Annotated in this window: 21 protein-coding genes and 1 pseudogene; 2 read left to right on the top strand and 20 right to left on the bottom strand. The window is 40.2% G+C overall.

From position 1 onward, the window contains the following. The first annotated feature begins 192 nt into the window (after positions 1 to 192). The gene (locus tag ACVRYP_RS06980; protein WP_447468021.1) at positions 193 to 1062 is read left to right on the top strand and encodes an RluA family pseudouridine synthase; all 870 of its coding nucleotides are present in this window, start codon (positions 193 to 195) and stop codon (positions 1060 to 1062) included. Between the two features lie 11 nt (positions 1063 to 1073). Beyond that, positions 1074 to 1922 carry a metallophosphoesterase family protein gene (locus tag ACVRYP_RS06975; RefSeq protein ID WP_447468020.1) on the top strand — a complete coding sequence of 283 codons (849 nt, stop codon included), beginning with the start codon at positions 1074 to 1076 and terminating at the stop codon, positions 1920 to 1922. 60 nt (positions 1923 to 1982) lie between these two features. Here the strand turns inward: ACVRYP_RS06975 and ACVRYP_RS06970 are convergent, their stop codons facing one another. The 20 genes and pseudogenes from ACVRYP_RS06970 to ACVRYP_RS06875 all read right to left on the bottom strand — a co-directional run bounded on the left by ACVRYP_RS06970 (position 1983) and on the right by ACVRYP_RS06875 (position 22927). Then, positions 1983 to 3083: a plasmid pRiA4b ORF-3 family protein gene (locus tag ACVRYP_RS06970; protein ID WP_447468019.1), complete on the bottom strand. Its 1101-nt coding sequence runs from the start codon at positions 3081 to 3083 to the stop codon at positions 1983 to 1985. A gap of 600 nt (positions 3084 to 3683) precedes the next feature. Then, entirely contained in the window at positions 3684 to 3851 is a 168-nt protein-coding gene (locus ACVRYP_RS06965) for a hypothetical protein (protein WP_447468018.1), read from the bottom strand. 8 nt (positions 3852 to 3859) lie between these two features. Beyond that, the gene (locus ACVRYP_RS06960) at positions 3860 to 5443 is read right to left on the bottom strand and encodes a hypothetical protein (protein WP_447468017.1); all 1584 of its coding nucleotides are present in this window, start codon (positions 5441 to 5443) and stop codon (positions 3860 to 3862) included. 69 nt (positions 5444 to 5512) lie between these two features. Next, positions 5513 to 6745: a DNA cytosine methyltransferase gene (locus ACVRYP_RS06955; RefSeq protein ID WP_447468016.1), complete on the bottom strand. Its 1233-nt coding sequence runs from the start codon at positions 6743 to 6745 to the stop codon at positions 5513 to 5515. 103 nt (positions 6746 to 6848) lie between these two features. Further along, positions 6849 to 7767 (bottom strand): annotated as a pseudogene (locus tag ACVRYP_RS06950) (IS30 family transposase). A gap of 305 nt (positions 7768 to 8072) precedes the next feature. After that, positions 8073 to 10187, bottom strand: a complete 2115-nt coding sequence (locus tag ACVRYP_RS06945) for a UvrD-helicase domain-containing protein (RefSeq protein WP_447468015.1) — start codon at positions 10185 to 10187, stop codon at positions 8073 to 8075. Then, positions 10187 to 12781: an ATP-dependent nuclease gene (locus ACVRYP_RS06940; RefSeq protein ID WP_447468014.1), complete on the bottom strand. Its 2595-nt coding sequence runs from the start codon at positions 12779 to 12781 to the stop codon at positions 10187 to 10189. Before ACVRYP_RS06940 ends, ACVRYP_RS06945 begins: the two co-directional genes overlap by 1 nt. 76 nt (positions 12782 to 12857) lie before the next feature. After that, the gene (locus tag ACVRYP_RS06935) at positions 12858 to 15503 is read right to left on the bottom strand and encodes a valine--tRNA ligase (RefSeq protein WP_447468013.1); all 2646 of its coding nucleotides are present in this window, start codon (positions 15501 to 15503) and stop codon (positions 12858 to 12860) included. 1 nt (position 15504) lies between these two features. Next, positions 15505 to 16869 carry a hypothetical protein gene (locus ACVRYP_RS06930; protein WP_447468012.1) on the bottom strand — a complete coding sequence of 455 codons (1365 nt, stop codon included), beginning with the start codon at positions 16867 to 16869 and terminating at the stop codon, positions 15505 to 15507. A 57-nt stretch (positions 16870 to 16926) separates the two neighbouring features. After that, entirely contained in the window at positions 16927 to 17511 is a 585-nt protein-coding gene (locus tag ACVRYP_RS06925) for a GNAT family N-acetyltransferase (protein ID WP_447468011.1), read from the bottom strand. Between the two features lies 1 nt (position 17512). After that, positions 17513 to 17866: a VOC family protein gene (locus tag ACVRYP_RS06920; RefSeq protein ID WP_447468010.1), complete on the bottom strand. Its 354-nt coding sequence runs from the start codon at positions 17864 to 17866 to the stop codon at positions 17513 to 17515. Continuing rightward, positions 17866 to 18438 (bottom strand): DEAD/DEAH box helicase family protein, encoded by a 573-nt coding sequence (locus ACVRYP_RS06915; protein ID WP_447468009.1) that lies wholly within the window; start codon positions 18436 to 18438, stop codon positions 17866 to 17868. The genes ACVRYP_RS06920 and ACVRYP_RS06915 overlap by 1 nt, the downstream gene beginning before the upstream one ends. Further along, positions 18435 to 18983: a GNAT family N-acetyltransferase gene (locus tag ACVRYP_RS06910; RefSeq protein ID WP_447468008.1), complete on the bottom strand. Its 549-nt coding sequence runs from the start codon at positions 18981 to 18983 to the stop codon at positions 18435 to 18437. Before ACVRYP_RS06910 ends, ACVRYP_RS06915 begins: the two co-directional genes overlap by 4 nt. After that, complete coding sequence (locus tag ACVRYP_RS06905; RefSeq protein ID WP_447468007.1) at positions 18980 to 19576, bottom strand: GNAT family N-acetyltransferase; 597 nt, start codon at positions 19574 to 19576, stop codon at positions 18980 to 18982. The genes ACVRYP_RS06910 and ACVRYP_RS06905 overlap by 4 nt, the downstream gene beginning before the upstream one ends. Further along, on the bottom strand, positions 19536 to 19949 hold the full coding sequence (locus tag ACVRYP_RS06900) for a VOC family protein (protein ID WP_447468006.1): 414 nt from the start codon (positions 19947 to 19949) through the stop codon (positions 19536 to 19538). Before ACVRYP_RS06900 ends, ACVRYP_RS06905 begins: the two co-directional genes overlap by 41 nt. A gap of 294 nt (positions 19950 to 20243) precedes the next feature. Further along, positions 20244 to 20663 carry a helix-hairpin-helix domain-containing protein gene (locus ACVRYP_RS06895; protein ID WP_447468005.1) on the bottom strand — a complete coding sequence of 140 codons (420 nt, stop codon included), beginning with the start codon at positions 20661 to 20663 and terminating at the stop codon, positions 20244 to 20246. Between the two features lie 38 nt (positions 20664 to 20701). Beyond that, positions 20702 to 20956 (bottom strand): DUF1912 family protein, encoded by a 255-nt coding sequence (locus ACVRYP_RS06890; protein ID WP_447468004.1) that lies wholly within the window; start codon positions 20954 to 20956, stop codon positions 20702 to 20704. Next, positions 20953 to 22287, bottom strand: a complete 1335-nt coding sequence (locus ACVRYP_RS06885) for a DUF438 domain-containing protein (RefSeq protein WP_447468003.1) — start codon at positions 22285 to 22287, stop codon at positions 20953 to 20955. The genes ACVRYP_RS06890 and ACVRYP_RS06885 overlap by 4 nt, the downstream gene beginning before the upstream one ends. Beyond that, positions 22277 to 22519, bottom strand: a complete 243-nt coding sequence (locus ACVRYP_RS06880) for a DUF1858 domain-containing protein (protein ID WP_447468002.1) — start codon at positions 22517 to 22519, stop codon at positions 22277 to 22279. Before ACVRYP_RS06880 ends, ACVRYP_RS06885 begins: the two co-directional genes overlap by 11 nt. A 90-nt stretch (positions 22520 to 22609) precedes the next feature. Continuing rightward, the gene (locus ACVRYP_RS06875; RefSeq protein WP_447468001.1) at positions 22610 to 22927 is read right to left on the bottom strand and encodes a DUF960 domain-containing protein; all 318 of its coding nucleotides are present in this window, start codon (positions 22925 to 22927) and stop codon (positions 22610 to 22612) included. Positions 22928 to 23049 lie beyond the last annotated feature (122 nt).

Here is a 23049-nt window from a genome sequence, read left to right as displayed (position 1 = left end):
ATATCTGGCTGAGAAAGAAAATCTTACCCAACCACATACTAGTATAAACTATGTCTCAACAAAATAACAGTGGTTTTGACACAAATAAGACCTAGTTTTGCGGGACATTTTCATTTTCGATTGACAGATTTGACAGGGTAAAGTTCGGTTATTCTTATCTCTCAAACCTAGCATTTATGGTAAAATAGAGCTATGCAATACGAGATTACCATTCCCCAAGCCTTTCCTGAAATGACCGTCAAAGAACTTTTAGAAGATTATTTCCTGATTCCACGGAAAATCAGGCACTTTTTGCGGACCAAAAAACACGTTCAGGTCAACGGCGAATTGATCAATTGGCAGTCAACCATCCGCCCCGGTGACCTGTTAAGCCTAACCTTTGACCATGAAGACTACCATGAAAAAAGCCTACCTGCTGGGCAAAAAGGGGTGATTGAGGTCCTCTACGAGGACGAGCACTTGGTCATCGTCAATAAGCCAGAAGGCATGAAGACGCATGGCAATGAACCTACTGAAATCGCTCTGTTAAACCATGTCTCTACTGAAGTCGGGACGACCTGCTATGTCGTGCATCGTCTGGATATGGAGACTAGCGGCGCAGTGCTTTTTGCCAAGAATCCCTTTGTCCTGCCTATCCTAAATAGGCTCCTAGAAGACCGCAAGATATCCAGAACCTATCTGGCGCTCTGTCAGGGAAAAATTGCAAAAGACCACTGGGTCATTACCGATAAGATCGGACGCGACCGCCACGATCGGCGCAAACGCCTGGTCGATAACCGCAAAGGGCAAACCGCTGAAACACATGTCACCCTTCAAAGCCATCTCGGACGAAATAGTTTGGTCACCTGCCAACTCAAGACCGGGCGGACCCACCAGATCCGGGTCCATCTCAGCCATCACGGCCATCCCCTGGTTGGCGACCCCCTCTATCACCCACAGAAAGCCCCGCGCCTCATGCTCCATGCTAAGGAGCTGAGCTTTCAGCACCCCTTTACCCTTGAAACACTAACGGTCAGCGCCAACTCAACGAGCTTTGACCGCTATTTAGACAGCCTATCCTGATTGGAGACCCTATGAAACACCGTATCGCCCTACTCTCGGACATCCACGGCAATCGCACAGCCTTAGAGGCCGTTTTAGAAGACCTTAAAAATCAAGAGATTACCGACTACTGGCTGCTTGGCGATATTTTTATGCCTGGTCCCGGCACGCGCGATTTGATCGCTCTTCTCGATACCATCCCCATCTCTCTTCAAGTTCGAGGGAACTGGGAAGATTGTTTCCTAGAGTCCCTAGACAACCGCTTTGACCCAAATAATCCAACAGATATCTATCTTGCCAAACTCAGCCAGTACCTTCATCCTCATCTTTCTGATAGGGAAATTGCTACGCTACGAGAGCTTCCCTTGCAGGAAACCCGTACCATCAATGGCTTAACCATCAGTGTCAGCCATCATTTGCCCCAAAAGAATTACGGGCGCGAACTAGTCTACGATGCATCGGCTGAACGCCTAGATGACCTCTTTATAGATAATTCCGCGGACATCGCCATCTATGGCCACATCCATGTCCAGACCCAACGCTATGCCAGCAAAGGCCAGTTGGTCATCAATCCAGGCTCTATCGGACAGCCCTACTACCCCTGGGACAAGCTCCGCCAAGACCTCCGCGCCCAGTACGCTATCCTTGAGATTGACGAGCAAGGGGTCAGTCAAGTGACTTTCAAAAAAGTCGCCTTTGACCTAGCCCTTGAGCTCGAGCGAGCCCGCAAGGCCCACCTTCCCTACCTCGATCTCTATACTGAGCTCATGGAAGACGGCATCGCCCATACCCACGACAAACCCCTCCTCACCCAAATTAACCAAGACCGTGGCTACTACCAAGACGTCATGCAGTATTTTGGGGAGGGGAAAGGGAAATAAGAAAAGAGCAGGAAAACTCATTCAGTAGTTTTCCTGCTCTTTTTCGTACTGGTAGATAAATTACCAAAAGGTATTCGTTTTTGATAGTGGCAAGTCAACTTCACGCTCTTCATAAAATACCTTACCAAAGATCGTGTTGACGGCATCATATTCAGGATGTTCAGGATCGCTTAAAACCTCCAGAATTTTGAAGTAGGAATCATCAAAAGAGGCATCTTCCGAGGGAGCATTCCCCCTAGTCTTAATGACATATGGTAATTCCTTTTGGAAGTTCGGTTGAAAAGATAGGACTTCTATGTCAAATTCCCAATTGTTGCCAAAATCATAGGTATAGGAAAACTTATCCCCAACCTCTAAGAAGGATTCTAAGCGGTAATCCCTGGCTAGTTTACCATCCCACAGTTCATCCTCAAACGGATAAAACTTCTCAACACTGCCATTTTTCTCTAGTTCAAACAGATACAAATGATAATCTTGCCATCGCATCAATTTCTGAATCACTTTGTGCAAGTCTAGAAAACTAGCCGAAGCTGATAGCATTATCTGTCTAACAATGGTGAAAGTTTCCAAATTCAGAGATAGCCTCAGTTCAAATGCCTCTTGCTCATAGACCGATTCTTCTACTAATCCTTTCAGTCTAGTCGCCATGCTCTCATTTGGTGTGTGGTAGTTATCGCCAATCTTAAACAGGAAATCTCGCAGTAGATAGGATAGTACTTGATTTGGCTCTTCATCCACAAGCCGTTCGCTATTCACCTCATCACCAATAAAAGCAGCAGCTGTCAACGCGGTATTCGTGTTCCATGATGTTTGTCGCGCTTGGCTATTTTTAGTAAAGGTGACTGCTCCTGCTTGATCACAATACGCTTCGATAGCTTTGTTACTATAGCCGTATTGCTTTAAACTTTCCCGTAATTTATCCATCAAGAACCTTATGAACTCTTCTTGGGGCATTTCTTCGAGTTCAAACTCATCGATATTGTAGATCAAAACAGGAAACCGTGTCTCTTGGTTGGTCATAACCAAAAGATCATCTTCCCCATCTTCAAACACATTCGTCACATTGATCGTCCATTTATAAAACGGATCCAGGTCCTCTCCTGACTCAAGTGTCACATTGGGTAATCTTTTTTTTAGTTTCTGAGTTAAGGCAATTTCCATCACTTAGTCCTCCTTGTTTTAATTATAACAGATTATCTGATTGTTCAATTATCTTTATAGTATTTTATACAACAATCATCATTTAAACCAGCTAGCCTCACAAAAAAACAAGCCCGACATATTGTCAGGCTCATTTTCGGAGATATGATACGTAACCGTACGAAGCAAAGCAAGTTTACAGGTACGGATACCTTTAGGTAAAAAGAAAAAATTTAGGAGTCCTATTTCTAGGATGATCATAGTATAACGTCGCTTTCTTAAGACAACCTGAAAGAAAACTTGAAGAAAACTTAAGGGCTTTAATCATATCTTTCTAGAAAAAATCTTACTAATTTCAGACCCCTAACTCTCATCTTAAGGATAGACTTCAAGCAAAAAAACAAGCCCGACCAAACGGCCAGACTCATTTTCGGAGATATGAAAAAGAAAAAATTTAGGAGTCCTATTTCTAGGATGATCATAGTATAACGCTACTTTCTTAAGGCAAGCTGAAAGAAAACTTGCAGAAAGCTTAAGAGTTTTTGCGAAAATCACCCCTATATCTCTTGCTTCATTGATACCAGCTATAAGTAGAAACAAATTAGCTCGATCATCATCTAATCATTCTTGCAAAGATCTGTCTGCATCTTGTATTGCATAAAGAGCCTCTAATTTCTCAGATAAAGCCTGTACAATAAATTCAGATTTATTGATATTATGGAAATTTGCCCACAATGTTAATTTTTCATCTAACTCATCGGGCAAATTAAAAAATATTTCTCTAGACATATCTTCTCCTAACCTTTATTCTTCGCCACCCAACCAATCGCATCTTTCGGGGGATTATCAACATCAATCCAAATAAACTCAATACCGATAACTCCGTCTTTGAATTTGCTCAGGCGAATGCCGTTGATTTGCAGTTCTTCTAACTTTTTGCCCGTCAAGACTTCACGTTCTTCCAACTGGAAAACCCCACGCAAAATCCATTCTCCTAGAATATCCTGTTTTTCCGTTGATTGAATCGCCTTGCCAGTTTCTTGATTGATATAGGCCTTGATCACGTCACCAGAAGACAAGAATTTCAAATCAAAGGTACGATTTTCCTTTGGTAGAGCCAATTTTTTGCTCCCTTTTTCAAAGGTGCCAATATTGACACCAAAGAAATGAGGATTCTGGTCGTGGAAATTTTTAGAATCTGGCAATGGAATATAGACTTCACTAACTGGTCGAAAGACCAGTTTTTCAATTTCTTTAGCTAGATTTTTCACGCCAGATGACTTCGCAAAAGCAAGTAGTTTCGAACGACGAGCTTTCATTTCTACTTTTTCTTCTTTAGTAGTCCATTTTTTCAACAAAATCGCTTCAAGAGCTTCCGTGACATAGGCCCTCTCTTCAGACGACAACTCATCTTTAAAGTGGTCTTGAATCTTTTCAATGCGAGCAATGCGGTCTTTCTTTGCTAATTTCGAGCCACCATCAAAAGCATTAAAACCTGAACTTTCTTCCACATGTCCATGCTTGTCTGTGATGACCCATGAGACTGTTTCAAGAATCTCCGATTCTGTTTTTGTTCCTGTTAATAAATGCAACTGCTCAAAGACCGAAAATGGATCCTCAATATAGTTGACATCCCATTGGTCCACAACAATTTCTTTGTTATTAAAGGTCATGTGAAGCTGGCTATCCGCTGCTGTGTACTTATAGGTATGATTCCCATCTGTAAAGCGGAAATTGGTCGGTGTTTTATGACTTGTAGAGCCTAGAACTTCGAGCTTATCAATCTCAATCGGCAAATAGGAAGTCTCTCCTACAAAAATCTGAGGTGACTGTCCTTTAGCCGTTGGCATAAGAACATGGTACACCGAATCAACCGACACATCATCTGACTTAAATCCTTTGATTTGAGCCTTAGAAGACGCAATGCGTTGATTTCGAAGCAAGGCAATTCGAACAGCTAAGTCCTTATAACGTTCCTTGTTCTCACGATCAGCGGTTTCCTTATCAGGAGCAATATCCGCATAAAATTTAATGGCATTGAGAATGTCCGTCCATGACTGAGAATCTTTCTTGAACTGAGCAACTTTCTGATCACCAGAATTGATCCCAAAAGATTTAATCCCTACAAGGTACTTGTGGTTATCATCTACAACAACAGACGCATCATAAGAAGTATTGGCGATATCTTCTGCAACTGCATGAAAAGCCTTCTGGAAAACAGTCTCTTGAAACTTGGAGTTTACAATCGGAGCTACATAGTTTGAGCCCTCTTTCCCATCTTCCAGCTCTGCTTTTTGCGAAAAAGCCTCACTCAAACTGGCAAAATTCGTAATCAGGGTCCGATATTTTTCCTTTTGTTCCGTTTTCAGATTTTCCCACATAACGTTACCTCACTTTATCTTCTTTAGTATACCAAAAAGAGATTAGTTTTTCACTAATCCCTCTAATACTTATTTATTCGTAAAAGCAATGCTATAAAACTCTAAATGGCCACCTTTTTTAACCAATCTGAGATACTCCTCATCTGATAAGATTCCTAAACCATCTTGATAAGCCTCTATTGTTTCAAGGGCTTGCTCATAAGTATCAACAAAGTCTCTCACATAGGACTGCCCTTCAAATTGGCCATTCATCTTTGTATAGATAATAGCAATATCTCCAGTCCGATCTACTGCAGACGGGGCAGTTGACTGATTCAAAGCTGTTGCGATGTTTGCCGCAATCCGCTTAATCACAGGCACAACGACGCTATTTCCAGCCTGCTTGTAGAGTTGCCCATTTGAGACATTCTCAGGAATCTTGAAGGTCTTTGGATAGCCTTGAACATTGAAGGTTTCTTTAGGCGTGAGTTTTCGAATCTCTCCCTTATCGGTCAAAATCAGAGGAACATTATGCCCACCAGTCCCCATATTGGCTGTCAAGGTTGGTACAACCCCATTTTTGTTCTCACGAACATACTGACGACGCCATTGATAAACCGTATCTTGACTGATTACAGCATGTTTTAATTCTTCGTAAAAAGGTTGTTTGCCTTCGCGATAATAATAATTTTCCGTTGGATCTGCACCAAAGTCAATCACATCTTGCAAAGTGGTTGTCAGTTTGATTTCCTCTGGAAACTCGAAAGCATCATAGGCTTCTTTGTTATCAAAACCAACCACATAAATTCTTTCACGATTTTGCGGAATATTTCCGTAATCCTTGCCATTTAAGACCTTCCACTTGATAAAGTAGTTGTTCTCGGTCAAGGCTTCACGGATCACCTTAAAGGTGTTGCCGTGGTCGTGAGACACCATATTTTTGACATTTTCTACAAAGACAACCTTAGGGCGTTTAGCTTCGATCATTCTAAGCAGTTCAAAGAACAAACCACCACGATCATCTTCAAACCCCTTGCGATAACCCGCAATCGAAAAGGCCTGGCAAGGAAATCCACCTACAATCACATCGACTGTCTCAGAGGGTATCTCCTCTGCCTCAACCGCGTGAATATCACGCCCATCCAAAAATGTATCGGGGTAATTCAACTGATAAGTCATTCTCGCATACTTATCAAACTCGTTGGCATACACCACTCTGAACTCGTTGGTCTGCTCAAAGCCCAACTCAATTCCACCAACACCCGAGAAAAATGCTGCTATCGCATACTTCCCAGACTGTGGAGAACTTACAGAATTTGTCATGTAAGCACCTGCTTTCTAAAAATATCTAACTTAGATAGTATAACATTTTTACAAAATAATTACTTTTCTAGAATATTGGTATTCATTTTAAAGTTCTCATTTGTCAAATTAAGTTAGACAATTTCAAGTTAGTCAGAAAAACTTGATACGGAGTTAGATAGTTCAATGATTTCCTAGGAATTCTATTTCTTTTATCAGCTATAGCTGATAAATAGTTTTGAGAAATATCATTGAAGTCCATCTGCTTAGGAAGTCCGTGTCGCCTTAATAAGCCGTTAGAATGCTCATTAAGACATCGCTGCCCTGGACACCCTGTTTCCGCAAAGAAAATATCAATATCATGTTTATTGGAAATGGACTTCCAATTGGAAAACTCTTTCCCACAATCAAAGGTAATAGACTTGAAGAGATGCCTTGGAAACTGTGACAACCACTGGCTGACAGATTCCTCAATGTCACTCGCTTTTCGTCCATTTGTTTGAAGTGTGATAATAGCTTTTGACTGCTTCTCAACCAGCGTAATGACAGCACTTTTATGATTCTTGCCAACAATGGTATCCCCTTCAAGATGACCGAATTCATTTTCGAACTCTGGATACCTTTCAGCACGCTCACGAATATCTCTTCGAATTGGGTTTTCGTTTCCCTTGTCAGGGTAAATCATTTTTATGGAAGAAGCCACGGTCAGCTAAGCGGTAGAGGGTTCTCATAGAACAAGGGATGTTATCAGGATAGGTACCTTTTATCACATCAAGACTCCAATCTAATTCTAAATACAATTGGATAAAATCTTGTTCTGGTTTTGTGAGGTGAGTATTTTTCCGTCCACAACGCTTCTTATTAGTTTTGTAACGCTCATAATAGTCATAAGCCGAATAACCAGCTTTCAGAAAAGAAAGAACATTGTAGATCGTTTGTCGTAATCTACCAAGTGACTTTGAAATGTCGCAAGCTTTCTTACCTGCTTGGTAATATGCCTCGATCATTACGAGTTCATTTGTGGTAAGATCAGTGTAGATCATTTATATTAGTTCCTTTCAGACAAATGTGGTAGTTTATCTGAGACTAATATAGATGGTAGCTTAATTTTATAATTTGGGTTCAATAAAATCTAGCCGGTAAATCTGTTACTGATTCGATTTTATCATTTCAAAAATTATTATTAACTATTTATAGATAAAGTTTTTAAAAAAAACATATCACTAATTCGTATTTTCTAAGGAGCAAAAATAATATGTAGAACTAAGACTATTGTGAAAATAATACAAACAGTCTATTATTAGTTACTTAGAAAAACTGCAGATAATTTAAAAACTGCATCTCTACTTCAAATATTTTCCAAAAATCTACCAATCTCCATTTTAAGTTCATTATCATGTCCTTGATATAAGATACATAGATTATTTTTAGCTCTCGTAACCGCAACATATAAAAGATTTTGTAAATTAGTTATTATCTCTTCATCATATTTTTTTTGTATATCTTCATTGAACTTATCTTCACTCTCGTCGTTTAAGAATTTAAATAGCTTTTTAAAATATTTTTTATTATTATTTGGACCGAATGTTTCCTCTAATATAATTAAAACATTTTCATATTCCTCACCTTTTGTTCCATGATAAGTATGAAAAATAATTTCTCCGTTATTTCCATCAACAAAATTAATCCAATTAATAAATTCTTGCATGTCTATATTGAATAATTCATTAATATTGTTTTCATCTTTTAGATTAAAATATTTTAAAATAAACTCTAGAAATGAATCATAATCCGTCAAAACTATATTCTTTCTGAATTTAAACAATGAATGATAAATCTGAATTTCATTATCTGAAAAACCTACGTCTGATAAATTAAATAATAATTTTAGATAATTTTCTAAAGTTATATTCTCTAAACCATCATGCTTTACCATTAATACTTGTAACACCTTTCTCAAGGCTTTTAAATTGAATTCATATTTTTTATTAAATTCACTTAACTCAAATAAATTTGCAATAAAAAACTCCTCTCCAGACTTTAATTTCCTTAAAATAAAGGCAATTTTATACAACGCTTTAGATACAAGGCTAAACTTTTCTTTATTGAATAGTATATCTTTATCGTTATAAAAATAATTTGTTTTATTATAGATATTAAAAACTTTTTCAAACCCTGCATTTTTGGCTATCGTTTTCCTATTTAGAACAAGACAATTTAATGGATTTTTATCCTCTATTTTCCAACTTTCTTTTAGAAATTTTATGACGTCTTCAAATAATTCTTGTGAATAGATAATTTCATTTCCAACAAAATCACTATAAATTGATTTTTGCTCCATATCGTCTTTCCTTATTCTATTAGCAAGACTGATTATTTTGTTAGATGAACGTCGATTAAATTCTTTTTTTACCCTAGTAATTTTCCCCCTCGCAATTTCATCCACAATTCTATCATTATAGATTTTTTGAAATTCTTTTCCAACTCCATCTTCATAAATTGATTGTTTAGTGTCTCCAAAATAGCCTACCAGAAATTTTTTATTTTTTGAGTAACAATATTCTTCAACTAATTGAAGTAATTTAATAACATGGATATTTGTGTCTTGATACTCATCTACAAATATGATTGGATAGCTGTCACTTAATACTTGTTTGACAATAACATTGCGTTTAAATAATTCATGACAGTATTCAAGTAACGTATCATGGCTTATGCACATATTTTCTAAAACATCAATATTAAAGTCCGGTGTGTATTCTATTTTCTTGTGTATGCCATCAAGTATTACTTTTTTATATTTTTTAATTTTTATCAGTTTCTTGAGATAGGACTCAAAATTTGATTTACTTGATGAAATATTGATAAATTCCTCTTTTAATTTGCCAAAGTCCTTTTTAAGGTATTTATCAACATTCTCTTCAGAAAATATCTTATCTTTTAGCCTCACCATTTCATCTATAAAATCCAGCTTCTTAGACTTTTTCTTTGCCCATTTTATTTTCTTTATTTTTTCCAATTCATTAATATCAATACATCTTTCAATTCCCATCTGATCAATTACATTTACTGGCAATTCAGTTTGAACAGTTAATTTGTGACATTCATATTTTAGCTTTTTAATATGTATATCCTTCAGGTCTTCTTGAAAATTCATACACATATCAGATAGAAATTCATGGATTGTAGATACTTCAACAAATGCACTATTACCAATTCGACCCTTTATCTCATCAGCCGCAACATTTGTATATGTTATACAACGTATTTTTTGACGATTGGACTTAAGCAGTAACTGATATTGATTCAAACTAAAACTAATTGCTTTAACCAGAGAATATGTTTTCCCCGAACCTGCTCCTGCCTCAAAGTAGAATGAATTAAATGACTCTATATTTTTTTTAATTTGTTCCAGAGACTCTTTTTCTTTGTCCGAATTCTCTGTTGTAATAGTATACTTCATCATTTTCCTCCTAAAATGCTTGATAATGCAATAATACCCTGCTCAAGATAATCTGGCAATTTAGGATGTTTATTATTATCATCCTCTAATAATATCTTATATAATAATTCATTTGCAAATTCACTCTTTTTATTATTTGCGGCTATTTTTTCCTGATATGCAAATGAAAAGGATGGATTAATATCATTTTTCTCACTAATGATCTTCATTTCAATAAGAATATCTTGAAGCATAGCATTATCTATATTACTTAATATATAAGCTTCTTCAAAACTTGTTGGATAAAATCCTTGAATTGAACTATCCTGAAAAGAAAGAATAATATCAGGATGAATAGTTATCGGTTTTTTCAGACTATTTCCATATTTTCCGCTAAAAATACTATTTTGAAATTGATTTGAGTTTTTCAATTCATTAATTTCTTTTGGAAACTTTACAGCATTTTTTACATAGTAATAAAAATAAAATGGACTAAGACTCCGCATTGCATCAGAAATTTGAATAGTTATAATTTCATCTATCAACTCTTTATTGTTTATTTTACTATCACAGGTTTCAAAATAACTTTTTAAAAATTCTTTAAAGTCATCAAAATAACTAGATTTTTTTTGTGCTTTGAAGATATATTCTATCGTACTTCCTCCAATCAAGTGAGAAATTGTAGTGTTTTTTGAAACTCTTTTTATATCAATCGGCATAACTTGGTCAATAGCAATATTATTTACTGCTCTACAAATTTTAGGAACCTTATGAATAACTGAATCTCTCACGATGCTTTGTTTAATATAATCCAAGTAGTTCTCTGGAAAAAATCCTCCTATTTTTTCATTAAATTCTATACTTTTTACTAAATTTTTAACATGAGTAAATTTTCTTTTTTCTTTCGCAATAGGCTCCAAAATATTTAAAACTTTATCTTTAACTTGTTTAAAATATACTTCATAGTTTGCTATGATATATTTATTTTGATCACTGATCTGGACAAAGCCTTTTTTCTCCTCATCTGTTCTTTTATAATCAATATCTGTAATTATTAAACAAGGTATCTCAAGTAATTTTACAAGGGGAAGATATACTTTACCATGGGCTCCATTAACTAAGACCAATGAAATAAAATATCCGTTTAACCTTTCATCATTATCTAATAGATATTGGAAAAGCCTATACTCTGTTATCCCTTCAACAAAAATAACGCCATCTGCAAAAAATATCTCTGAAATTCCATATTTAAAGTGTTTCTTCAAAAATTTAAAATCATTATTTTCATCCCTTGAACCGCCTGCAATACTATGATTAGTAATAGTTATTATTTCTGCTCCTTGTTCTCCTTCTCTCACATAATTAATATCATCAAATTTTTTTCCTTGATGTACTTTACTATTCAAAATATGTGAAGAATGTGTTGTGACCACGATTTGACAGTTTATTTCTTTTTTATTTTCACTTAATATTGAATTTATTAGGCTTTCTAGATTCTTTATAAACTGTTCTTGCATTTGTGGATGCATGTAAGTCTCTGGTTCCTCAATTGAAATGATATTAATTTGACTAGTAAAAGAACTGTCAATATCTTTTTCAATATATTGAATTATTTCCGAAATGATAACCATCAAGTTAGTGTAACCTAAACCATATTGATTCTCAGGAACACTCATCGCATCTTCTGAATATTCATATTGAATGGCAACACTTAAAAGTTTATCAATAGTGAGTTTCGAACTGAGTTTAATAGAATGGCTTTGTTTGGGTAATACTTTGGCTACGTGCTTCATAAATGTCTGAGTATAATTTAAATCAATATTTTCACTCAATTGATTATTGGTATCATCTATAAATTTATCTAGTTTATATTCTGGTGGTAATGTTGACAATTTATTTTTATACGCATATTGAATGATTTTAGAAAATGCTTTAGTAAGGCCATCTTCACTTTTTATATTATTAGCAGAAATTGATGTAATTTCGAACAATTGTGACAAATTAAATTGAGTAACTCTTTCCAACTCATTATCAATTTTACAATAGTAATTTATTACTAATGCTTGATTTAATTTTTCTTTTATGAAATCAACACTAATTGATTCGCTAGGCGTTTTCTCTATTAATTCTTTAAATTGGAGCATTTCTTTTAACTCAATCTTAGCAATAATTTCAACTTGATTCTCAATATTTTTATTAGAAATAAATCTCCGTAATAAAGCCAGATTGTTATTTTCACTATCATCTAGCCCTATCGTTAATTCAAATTCTATTACTGGATATATAAACGTCGATCTATCCCCACCTATTTTTTGTAAATATTTTCTATAGTCTTTTACCAAAAATTGTAGATATGCATTGTTAAAATCATTCGAAAAAAATTGCTCACCACGAATCAATTTTTTTAAAGCAGTTACTATAGTAGTTTTACCTGAATTGTTCTTGCCAACAATTAATGTTGTTTTTGAGGCAATATCAATTAATTTATTTTCTTGCGCACTACTCTGTATTTTAGTATTATTTTTTTCCAAATCTACTGCAGGTACAAATGAAATTATATTATTACTTGATCTAAATTTCCTAAAATTTTCTATCCTTATACTTTTCAAATACATTAACACAAAGCTCCCTTTAAAGATATTTTCCATATTATACCAAAAAACGCCACCATATGGTAGCGCTTTCTATATATTACCCCAACTTCTCCATCTCAGCAATGCGCTCTTTTGTCGCATCGTATTTGGTTTGGTAGTCGGCTTGTTTTTGGCGTTCTTTGTCTACGACTTCTGGTTTGGCGTTTTGGACAAAGCGCTCGTTAGAGAGCTTTTTGCTAACCATGTCGAGTTCTTTTTGCCATTTGGCTAGCTCTTTGTTGAGGCGTTCCAATTCTTCGGCCACGTTTAAGAGGTCTGCCAGCGGCAGGAAGATTTCAGCTCCGGTGATGACGCTGGACATGGCCAATTCTGGCGCCGCAATCGTTGAGCTGATTTCCAAATGTTCAGGGTTGGTAAAGCGTTTGATGTAGTTGACATTGTCCTTGAAGAAGGCTTCCAGCTGGCTGTCAGCGGTCTTGATGAGAATGGTAATTGGCTTACTTGGCGCCACGTTTACCTCTGACCGGCTATTTCGCACAGCACGGATCAGGTCCTTCAAGCTTTCCACGCCTTGGTGCGCAGCTTTGTTTTCAAAGGCAGGAGTCACCACTGGATAATCTGCCGACACAATGCTGCCTTCTGAGATTTGGCCAAAGATTTCCTCGGTCACAAATGGCATGATTGGGTGCAAGAGGCGGAGAATCTGGTCCAAGGTGTAGAGGAGGACAGAGCGGGTGATGACTTTCTCGTCTTCGTTATCGCTGTAAAGGACTTCCTTGGTCAGCTCCACGTACCAGTCTGCAAACTCGTCCCAGATGAAGTTGTAGAGCTGGTGGCCCGCAATTCCAAACTCGAATTTCTCAAAGGCGTCGGTCACCTTGCCGATGGTTTCATTGAGGTTGTGGAGGATCCACTTGTCGGTCACGTTACCCGCCTGATCAGTCGCTACTTTTGCGACATTGGCCTTGGCATCTGCCAGCGTCATCCCTTCATTGTTCATGAGGATATAGCGGGAAATGTTCCAGATTTTGTTGATGAAGTTCCATGAGGCGTCCATCTTCTCATAGGAGAAACGGACATCCTGTCCTGGGGCAGAGCCGTTGGAGAGGAACCAACGAAGGGCGTCAGCACCGTACTGGTCGATAACATCCATAGGGTCGATCCCATTGCCGAGGGACTTGGACATCTTGCGCCCTTCTTCGTCACGGATAAGGCCGTGGATAAGGACGTTTTGGAATGGCTGGCGCCCAGTAAATTCAAGCGATTGGAAAATCATGCGAGACACCCAGAAGAAGATGATGTCGTACCCAGTGACCAAGGTTGAGGTTGGGAAGTAGCGTTTGAAGTCTTCTGCGTTGTCATCTGGCCAACCCATGGTCGAGAAGGGCCAAAGGGCAGAGCTGAACCAGGTATCAAGGACATCTTCATCCTGTTTCCAGCCATCACCTGCTGGGGCTTCTTCGCCAACGTAGATTTCGCCTGCTTCATTGTACCAGGCAGGGATTTGGTGCCCCCACCAGAGCTGACGAGAGATAACCCAGTCATGGACATTTTCCATCCATTGGAGGAAGGTATCGTTGAAACGTGGTGGGTAGAATTCTACCTTGTCGTCAGTCGCTTGGTTGGCAATGGCATTTTTCGCCAATTGATCCATCTTGACAAACCACTGGGTTGACAAACGCGGCTCCACCACGGCACCTGAACGTTCCGAGTGGCCAACAGAGTGAACCCGTTGTTCAATCTTGACCAACTGGCCAAGCTCTTCTAATTTTTTAACCGTCGCTTTGCGGGCGTCAAATCGGTCCATACCGACAAATTCGCCAGCCAACTCATTCATGGTGCCGTCATCGTTCATGACGTTGACTTGTGGCAGGTCATGGCGTTTGCCGACCTCAAAGTCGTTGGGGTCATGGGCTGGCGTGACTTTTACGACACCTGTTCCAAATTCTGGGTCAGCATGCTCATCACCAACGATTGGAATGGGTTTGTTCACAATTGGTAGGATCACATTCTTACCAATCAAATCCTTGTAGCGTGGGTCTTCTGGATTGACCGCGACAGCCACATCCCCAAACATGGTCTCAGGGCGCGTGGTCGCAACTTCAAGGGCACCAGAGCCATCTTCCAAAAGGTAGTTCATGTGGTAGAAGGCCCCTTCGACATCCTTGTGAATGACCTCGATGTCAGAAAGTGCTGTGCGAGCAGCGGGGTCCCAGTTGATGATAAACTCACCACGGTAAATGAGGCCTTTTTTGTAGAGTTCCACAAAAACCTTTTTAACGGCGTCAGAGAGGCCATCATCAAGGGTGAAGCGCTCGCGGGAGTAATCAAGGGAAAGCCCCAATTTGCCCCACTGCTCCTTGATAGTAGACGCATACTCGTCCTTCCATTCCCAGACCTTATCGAGGAACTTGTCACGACCAAGGTCGTAACGGGAAAGCCCCTGCTCGCGCAGGCGCTCCTCCACCTTGGCCTGGGTCGCAATCCCTGCGTGGTCCATCCCTGGCAACCACAAGGTATCATAGCCCTGCATGCGTTTTTGGCGGATAATAATATCCTGCAAGGTCGTGTCCCAAGCGTGGCCCAGGTGCAATTTGCCTGTCACGTTTGGCGGTGGAATCACGATGGAATAAGGCTTGGCCTCAGCATCGCCTGACGGCGCAAAGCTATCCGCTTCCAGCCATTTGGCATAGCGACCAGCCTCAACCTCGGCTGGATTGTATTTTGGTGATAATTCTTTCATTTTAGTTTCTCCTTTTGTGAATATTTCCTTTATATCTACGGTTGGGTACACTATTATAAGATTTATAATACCCTTTTGATAAATCTAAGTAATGCATTTTTAGAAGCTTGATTCCTGTTTCACTAAGCATTATTGCCAGAATAAAGGATATAGCTACGACAATAAACGAAGTTGTAAAACTTGACATAAAATCTGATGAAGCATGCTTATTAGTAGAATTAATTAAGTTAATAATCTCAATTTTAACTGTATTTAACCTAATAATTCTATCATTTTCTACCCTTTGAATAGTAAATAGTGCTGAAAACAAGTTTAAAAAAGTTAACATAAGAAAGCTCACTAATTGCAACCGATACATATGTTGTTTCATTTTTATCGTAGGAATTAGAAGTTGTTGGTGCTCATTCAATATAAATTGATAATGTATCCCACCAATGATTGTAGATATTAAGATTGGCAGTAACCAACTCAAAATGCCTATGAATTCTCCTTCTAGCCTATCATATAAAAAAATAAATAATAGGACTAAGATACCAAGACTCCATCTAAGTATTTCCTTTTTATGAGTAATTCCTCCTCTATCAATTTGTTCCTTTAATAAACTCCAATAATATATAGATATTGTCATAAGTATAGCATAGACTGAAAGTAAATTTATAAGCGAGCTATCTTTTGATTCAGTATAACTAATAAACATGGATATATACAATATTAGTTGTATAAACGAGGCCACAAACATGATAGCATAAAAAGAAAATTGACTATATCCTTCTTGTCTATCTCTTTTATCTATTTCATTCTGCTTAATATAGATTTTTAAGAGTAAGGTTCTCAATATTGTAACAACTAGCAAAAAAAATATTACTGAAACCCAAATGATCCATGTAAGTTGTCTATCTTCTATTTGCATAATCCATTTAAGCGCAAATATGTAGAGGACATCATATATATTAAGTGCCACAAACATATAACAAGAAGCTTGTAAAAATGACTTAATTTTGTGGGCTTGACGTTCAAAATTTATAGCATATAATATGGGGAGTATCGGTTGTAATAATACAACCTGACTTCTAAAGAAGAATGTAACCATACCACTGATAAAAAATCCCCAGTATAATAACTTTGCTACACTATTATCTTGTATTTTTGAACAAACTCTATATCCATAAACTCCTAATAAAATTAGCATAATTATTTCAACGATAAAGAGTCTCAAACTTATCTCAAAAGTCCCAAAATTAATAATTTGTGTAGAAGGTAACAAAGTAACTGGTAATATCAACAATACAGATATTAGTGAAGATATTACAATAAAAGCAGGGCCCCAAGCAATACCATAAGATATGTGTTTTATTATTTTTTTCATAATTCAATACCTTTTAAAATCAAGCAATGCATAAAAATGATAGTCACACTTTCAGTTTCATTGGCCTATTCTCCCCCACTCACTCTTCAACAGTCCATACCGTAAGTCAGCACAGCGATTACCTTGGGCGTCTTTGCGGTCACGGATGGTGGCTTCTAGGGTAAAGCCGAGCTTCTCAGCCAGTTTGCGACTGGCCTGGTTGTAGTCAAAGCAAGCTATTTCTATCTTGTGGAGGTTAAGCTGCGTAAAACCGGCCTCTAACAAGGCTTGGCAGGCTTCGGTAATGATGCCCTGTTGCCAAAAATCTGGATGCAGGGTATAGCCCATTTCCAGAACATCGTCCGCATGGCGGTGGTTAAAATCAACTGATCCGATGACCTTGTCCGTTCCCTTGAGGCAAATCCCATACCCAGCTGGTAAATTTTGGTCAGCATTGCGCTTGGGCAGGACGTGTTCTAAGTAATAAACCTCATCTTCCACGGTTTCGACAGGCGGAAAGCCTGCCGGCCAAGTCACCTCAGGCAGACTGGCATAGGCAAAAACAGCTTCTGCGTCTGCCACAGTGCGCTCGCGCAGGTAGAGGCGGTCCGTTTCAAGGTTTGGTAAGTTAGTGTTGATTGGTTTTTCTTGACTCGTAACCATATTATGCCTCCTTAAATTGATAGAAATCAAGGACAACCCCCTCAGGACCTTGGACAATGACCGAATACGTCCCCCAGTCGGTAGCCGTTGGTGGGTTTAAAATGGTCTCCCCAGCTGCTTGCAGGGCTTGGTATTTGCCATCCACATCCTCTATTTGGACATGTAGAATCACACCGGATTGGAAATGCTCCAGTGGCACGATTGCCTTATCAGACACCATCAAACAATGACTGCCAATCGTAAACTGGGCAAAATGATCATCTTTATAATCTGCTGAAATCCCTAGTAAACGCTCTAATGCTTCACTGGTTTTTGGAACATCTTTCACAATAATATCTAATTGGTTTAAATCCATCAGGCTTTCTCCTTGGTTAAATGATTGACATGAGTTATGATTTTTTCTGCTGCTTCCTTTGCACTAACTGCTGTTGTGTCTAATTTCAAATAATAGTCCAAACCTTCTGGGACACGATCAGATACATATTGACATGTTTTAACGGTCTCTAGGATTTCCTGCTCAGAAACCGCAATGTTTCGCTTTAAAGGTTTGTATTTGAGGCGATTCTCGGTTCGATTCCGCCTTAAGCGTTCTTCCAAACTCACATCCAATTCCACAAACAGGAGATCTCCCCCATACTTTTGAAAAATAGCTTGAATAATCCTTAGAAAATCGAGCTGTTCCGAATTACTAAAATCAATAACCCCTGTACCAATCCAATCTCTCCTGTATTGGGCAAAGACCTCGCAAATATCAAAATTGATGCGGGAATTGAGGTCCATCATTTCTTCATTAAATTCAGGGATAAACCTGAGTACAAAATCAATGGTTTCATGGTTGTGAACAAGAGTTGCTCCTGTAAGACTTGCCAACTCCTGCCCAACAGTCATCTTCCCAGAGGCTTGAGCGCCAATCAAGAAAATATTCATTTAGTTCTCCTTTCCCACACTTCACGCGCCAAGGCATACTGGGCGATGTGGACGACTTGTCCATCGATTTTGCGGTCGTGGGGATAGAGCCGTTCTTGCTGGAAACCCAGCTTTTCAGCCACGCGCCTGCTTTGATGGTTAAAGGCGTAGGTATAGAGCTCAATCGTGTCAATGCTAAGACTGTTAAAGGCTTCTTGGACAAACACCTTGCCTGCCTCGACCATAAGCCCTTGCCCCCAGTAATCAGGGTGCAGGCTATAGCCGATAGCCAGACAGGACTCATGGAGGCGTCTGCTAAAGCCTATTGTGCCAACAAGCCGATTGGTCTCTTTGAAGAGAATCACGTAGGGGGGTGGGTAGGCGCCCATTTGCGCATCGGCAATCCTCTGGCGAAGCTGGTCTTGGACTACTGCGGTGCTGGTTGCCACCGGTAAACCTGATAGCCTAGCGACTTCCGCAAGGCTGGTATAGGCAAAGATAGCTGGGGCATCCTCTTCTGTCAAGGGCCTGAGGAGCAAACGCTCAGTCTCTAATCTGCTTTTCATGCTTGTCTGCTCCGCCATTCTTCCGCCAACAGCCCAAAAACAAAGGCATCGCGGTACACCATATCCACCGCCTTACGCTGGCGCAAACGCCCTTCCTGAGTGAAACCTAGTTTTTTAGCCACCTTTTGACTTTGGGTGTTGTAATCAAAGGCAATCAGCTCAATCTTGTGGCAGGCAAAGTGCTCGAAACCAAGCTTGAGCATGGCCTGACCGGCTTCTGGCATGAGCCCCTGGCCCCAATAATCCGGGTGAAGGACATAGCCTATGGCAAGGACGCCGGGCGCCACCTTTTGGTTGAAGTTGATGGTGCCGATCATCTGGCTCGTTGCCTTGTCAAGTATGGCATAGATCCGCAACTTGAGGTCTTTGCCCGACTTTGTTTGATCGTTTGCTATCATGGTCTGCACCTCCATCAGCGACTGGTTGACAGGAAAGCCACCGAGCTTAGCCACCTCTGGGAGGCGTCCATAGGCAAACATGGCTGGCGCATCTTCTGGGACGAGCGGTCTCAGGTAGAGGCGGGCTGTTTCCAGATGGGGGAGTTGAGGTATTTCAGGATTGGCTAGGATGTTGATCATCGGGGACCTCCGCAACGATTTCAATTTTGATTTGATCTGGGTCTTCACAGTAAAGGGCATAGTGTTCTTGACCACCTGCATAGGGGTAGCGGTCGTCGTAAAGCAGTCTAACACCTTTATTGCGTAAAACCGCACGCAGGTTATCAACTTGTTCTCGACGACCACCACGAAAGGCTAGATGGTTGAGACCGACTCTGCACCGGTGATAGCCTGCTTCTAAAAAATCATCTGGCGTTTGGACAAAAACGATGTAATGCTCTGCCAATTGCATGGAAAAGCCTTGAGGCCAGTCTTGGTAGAGCTCATAGCCCAGGTAAGGAAGCAAAAATTCGTAGAAATTTCGGCTTTTTGCTAAGTCCGACACGTAGAGTTCAATGTGGTGGAGCATTGTTAGACCTCCTTTCCAAATAAAAACGCCCCTGTCAAATGACAGGGACGAATTTCATGTACGATTTCCGCGGTACCACCCAGATTCGGGTTTGCACCCGCAACTTTGTTCTTATCACATGATGTCCTCAGCAACCAGTTTTGTCCAACCTGCGGATTTCTCAGCATTACCGCTTTCTGTAAGGTTGCGTTCTCAAAACACCTCTGATTGGCTTTATTCTAACAGATTTTAAGGACAAAGGCAAGGCCTCTCTCCTAAATGCTTAACGGATAACTAGAGATAACTAGAGCAGACTTACCCTTTAAAGGTTGCACCTAAGTCTTTCAATTGTTTAATGGTCGCTGGACCGATGCCTTTAAGCGCCAAGAGTTCTTTTTCGGTCCAGTTGGCAAAGTCCTTGAGAGAGCTGATACCTTCGGCATAGAAGGTTTCGAGACGAGCTGTTGGCACACCATCCAACTCTGCCACAAACTTATCAAAGGCTTTAGTTGCCTTTTGTTCCTTGAGCTCTTCGACTTTTTCCACCACAGCTTCAGCTGTTTCTTGGACACGGTCTGTCACTGTTTCTGCTACTTGGCTAGCAGTCTCCGCTACTTTTTCAGTCGCTTGTTGGACCCTTTGCACGCCTGTGTCCACTAGGTTTTGACCAGCACGTCTCAAATCTGCTAGTTGCTTGCGCAATTGTTTTTTACGGTTTCCTTTTTTCTTTGCCATTTTTCTATTCTCCTTTTTATGACTTCATTTTTTTCGACTTAATAATAACGCTCGCCAAACAAGCCGTCTGGCAAGTCGTGAAAGGCTTTCCCAGCCTTGTAGTTATCAAATTTGGTTTGGATAAAGCGATAAGCATCTAATTTGCTCTCGTAGCGGATGTAGGCATCTGCTGCCCGTTCATCCCCCTCTTCCTCCAGCACTCGTCGGCTTTCCGCCATGGCCATCTCATTGATGGTCAGCTGGGTTTGAACCCAATTTTCAAAATCGCTTAAAAATTCCTGTTCGTAACTCATTTCCCCTCCGGTTTTTCCAAATCGCGATGCGAATCGCTTTCTAGCTCAAAGAAGGGCTGAATGTCCTGAACATACTCGAGGACTCCCTCAAACTCACCAGCCGCATTCCGAACCGCCGCATAGGTCACATGGACAAACTTGCCTCGGCTCTCAGACTTGAACCACATCTCAAACTTATCCCGCTCGCCCGATCGTAACTGGCTGAAAATCGCCTTGACCTTGGGCAAGAACTTAGGCGGATGGCAGAGCTCCACATGACGCCCAACCTGACTCGGTGTGCGCTTAAAGATCATCTCCTCGGCCGGCACACTGTCATTGTAGTATTGGAAAATATCATCCTTATTGACAAAGGTGATCTCTAAGGGCAGATGGTTGAGGATTAGGTTCGCTTGATCGACGGATAAATGGCCGAGCCCGAAAGCCTGTGGCGTCTCCCGATCAACCGAGGTCTGCGCCCTTTCTTTTGGCGTGAAGGTGATGGTCACCTGACCATCTGGCGTCTCGATGACACGGGTGTTGGGATCTGCTGGATCGGGCTCAGTACCGGCTGACGCGTCAAAGTCAACCCGCTCAGGCACCCATTTCTCATGTGGGATAATAATAGCATAACCATAAGCATCGCTTTCGCTTGCAATCTGTATCCAGTCGTCCTGCGTCAACGCTTCTAGAAGGAGCATGATTAAGATCGACTCTTCCTTGAAGATCATGGATTCAAACTCAGCCGCAAAGGCTTCAAAGGCCTTGCTGGCTTCGGACAGATCGGTTTCAGGCAAGGAAGCGATGGCTTGACTGGCCGTCTGAAAGAGTTCCCTGATCTGATCGTCGACGCCCCACATGACCTTAGGCGGTGCCGTGTGGCCATATTTCTCCATGACTGGAAAGAAGAGTTCTTCCTTCCTTTGGTAGTGGCGCTCGAACTGGCCTAGCAAGTTCATCTGACGGGTCAAGCCCTGACGGATAGCTGTAGCATCCTCCTCTGGCGCTTCTGCTAAACGGTTCAAGAGCCTACGAATTCTAAGCAGGGCAGCTCGCAAGGCCAAGTTCTCATCCCGAAAGATTCTGACTGGGTGACCGGGCTTATCAGCGTCAGCCACCTCGACATCCTGCACAGCGTTCTTAAACAGATTGGCATGGACATCGCAAAGTTGCATCACATCTTCAAAGGTGATGCCCGTCTCGGCTGAGATGAGCTCTTGCTCCATCAGGCTAATCTCAATGGCCGATACGCCCGTGAAATGCTCCTCAAACCTGGCCTGGACGGACTCGGGCGAGGCCCCATGATGCAAATCCAGTAAGATAGTCTTTAGAACCTCAATTCGTTCATTGCTCATAGTCAGCTCCTATCACATCGTAGCCATTGTTCTCAAGGGCAGAGATGATTTGCTCCAGTGAAATGCCTGTCATCTTAGAGCCTGCCTTTAGACTAGTGACCTTGCCAACGGTATTGCGCATGACGGGATTCGCTAATGGTTTAAAGCCCAGTTCTACCAAAAGGTCTAACAACTCAGGATGCGCTTTGATCAGCTCTGCTACTGGTTGGTTTAAATCAATAGAGTTCTGCATGAAATCTCCTTTTTGCTTTCTATATTATACTAAAAAGCCTATGATTTGTCATAGATCTTTTCAAAAAAAACCTGAACCAAGGGCTCAAGGTCAAATCATGTGGGCTTCTTCTGGTAACGTGACTGTTTCTCTGCCATCCTTATCAACCACATATACCGTATGTGGGAAAAAAGGATCAAAGGCTTGTTCGTAATCAAAGGTAATCCTTAACGGGCACTGGTCCTGAGTGAAGGTAATGGACAGCTTGCCTTTGCGGTTGCTTAGTCGAAACTTGAGGACAGGCTTCAGAGGCAGTACACCCTTGAGCTTGTTGTCAATGATTTCCCAGAAAAGGTCTATTGTCTCTCCAGGCAGGGCTGTGACAATGCCAAAACTGGCATAACGCCCTCTTGTATTTGAAAATGCCATCGTGTGCCCTCCTTTACCTTGATATTAGTGATTGTACTCCAAATAAAACGAAATTGCAACTTTAAGGAAGCGATTAGTACCATTGGCGCATCTTCTATCTTTTGATTGCTGGCAATGATGCC

The sequence above is a fragment of the Streptococcus rifensis genome (assembly GCF_053203525.1).
The sequence above is the reverse complement of the archived record's forward strand: the minus strand, read 5'-3'. Positions and strand labels throughout refer to the sequence as shown.

Coding starts and splice junctions, on each gene's coding strand:
- ACVRYP_RS06980 (WP_447468021.1), top strand. CDS start 193: ATGCAATACGAGATTACCATTCCCCAAGCCTTTCCTGAAATGACCGTC.
- ACVRYP_RS06975 (WP_447468020.1), top strand. CDS start 1,074: ATGAAACACCGTATCGCCCTACTCTCGGACATCCACGGCAATCGCACA.
- ACVRYP_RS06970 (WP_447468019.1), bottom strand. CDS start 3,083: ATGGAAATTGCCTTAACTCAGAAACTAAAAAAAAGATTACCCAATGTG.
- ACVRYP_RS06965 (WP_447468018.1), bottom strand. CDS start 3,851: ATGTCTAGAGAAATATTTTTTAATTTGCCCGATGAGTTAGATGAAAAA.
- ACVRYP_RS06960 (WP_447468017.1), bottom strand. CDS start 5,443: ATGTGGGAAAATCTGAAAACGGAACAAAAGGAAAAATATCGGACCCTG.
- ACVRYP_RS06955 (WP_447468016.1), bottom strand. CDS start 6,745: ATGACAAATTCTGTAAGTTCTCCACAGTCTGGGAAGTATGCGATAGCA.
- ACVRYP_RS06945 (WP_447468015.1), bottom strand. CDS start 10,187: ATGAAGTATACTATTACAACAGAGAATTCGGACAAAGAAAAAGAGTCT.
- ACVRYP_RS06940 (WP_447468014.1), bottom strand. CDS start 12,781: ATGTATTTGAAAAGTATAAGGATAGAAAATTTTAGGAAATTTAGATCA.
- ACVRYP_RS06935 (WP_447468013.1), bottom strand. CDS start 15,503: ATGAAAGAATTATCACCAAAATACAATCCAGCCGAGGTTGAGGCTGGT.
- ACVRYP_RS06930 (WP_447468012.1), bottom strand. CDS start 16,869: ATGAAAAAAATAATAAAACACATATCTTATGGTATTGCTTGGGGCCCT.
- ACVRYP_RS06925 (WP_447468011.1), bottom strand. CDS start 17,511: ATGGTTACGAGTCAAGAAAAACCAATCAACACTAACTTACCAAACCTT.
- ACVRYP_RS06920 (WP_447468010.1), bottom strand. CDS start 17,866: ATGGATTTAAACCAATTAGATATTATTGTGAAAGATGTTCCAAAAACC.
- ACVRYP_RS06915 (WP_447468009.1), bottom strand. CDS start 18,438: ATGAATATTTTCTTGATTGGCGCTCAAGCCTCTGGGAAGATGACTGTT.
- ACVRYP_RS06910 (WP_447468008.1), bottom strand. CDS start 18,983: ATGAAAAGCAGATTAGAGACTGAGCGTTTGCTCCTCAGGCCCTTGACA.
- ACVRYP_RS06900 (WP_447468006.1), bottom strand. CDS start 19,949: ATGCTCCACCACATTGAACTCTACGTGTCGGACTTAGCAAAAAGCCGA.
- ACVRYP_RS06895 (WP_447468005.1), bottom strand. CDS start 20,663: ATGGCAAAGAAAAAAGGAAACCGTAAAAAACAATTGCGCAAGCAACTA.
- ACVRYP_RS06890 (WP_447468004.1), bottom strand. CDS start 20,956: ATGAGTTACGAACAGGAATTTTTAAGCGATTTTGAAAATTGGGTTCAA.
- ACVRYP_RS06885 (WP_447468003.1), bottom strand. CDS start 22,287: ATGAGCAATGAACGAATTGAGGTTCTAAAGACTATCTTACTGGATTTG.
- ACVRYP_RS06880 (WP_447468002.1), bottom strand. CDS start 22,519: ATGCAGAACTCTATTGATTTAAACCAACCAGTAGCAGAGCTGATCAAA.
- ACVRYP_RS06875 (WP_447468001.1), bottom strand. CDS start 22,927: ATGGCATTTTCAAATACAAGAGGGCGTTATGCCAGTTTTGGCATTGTC.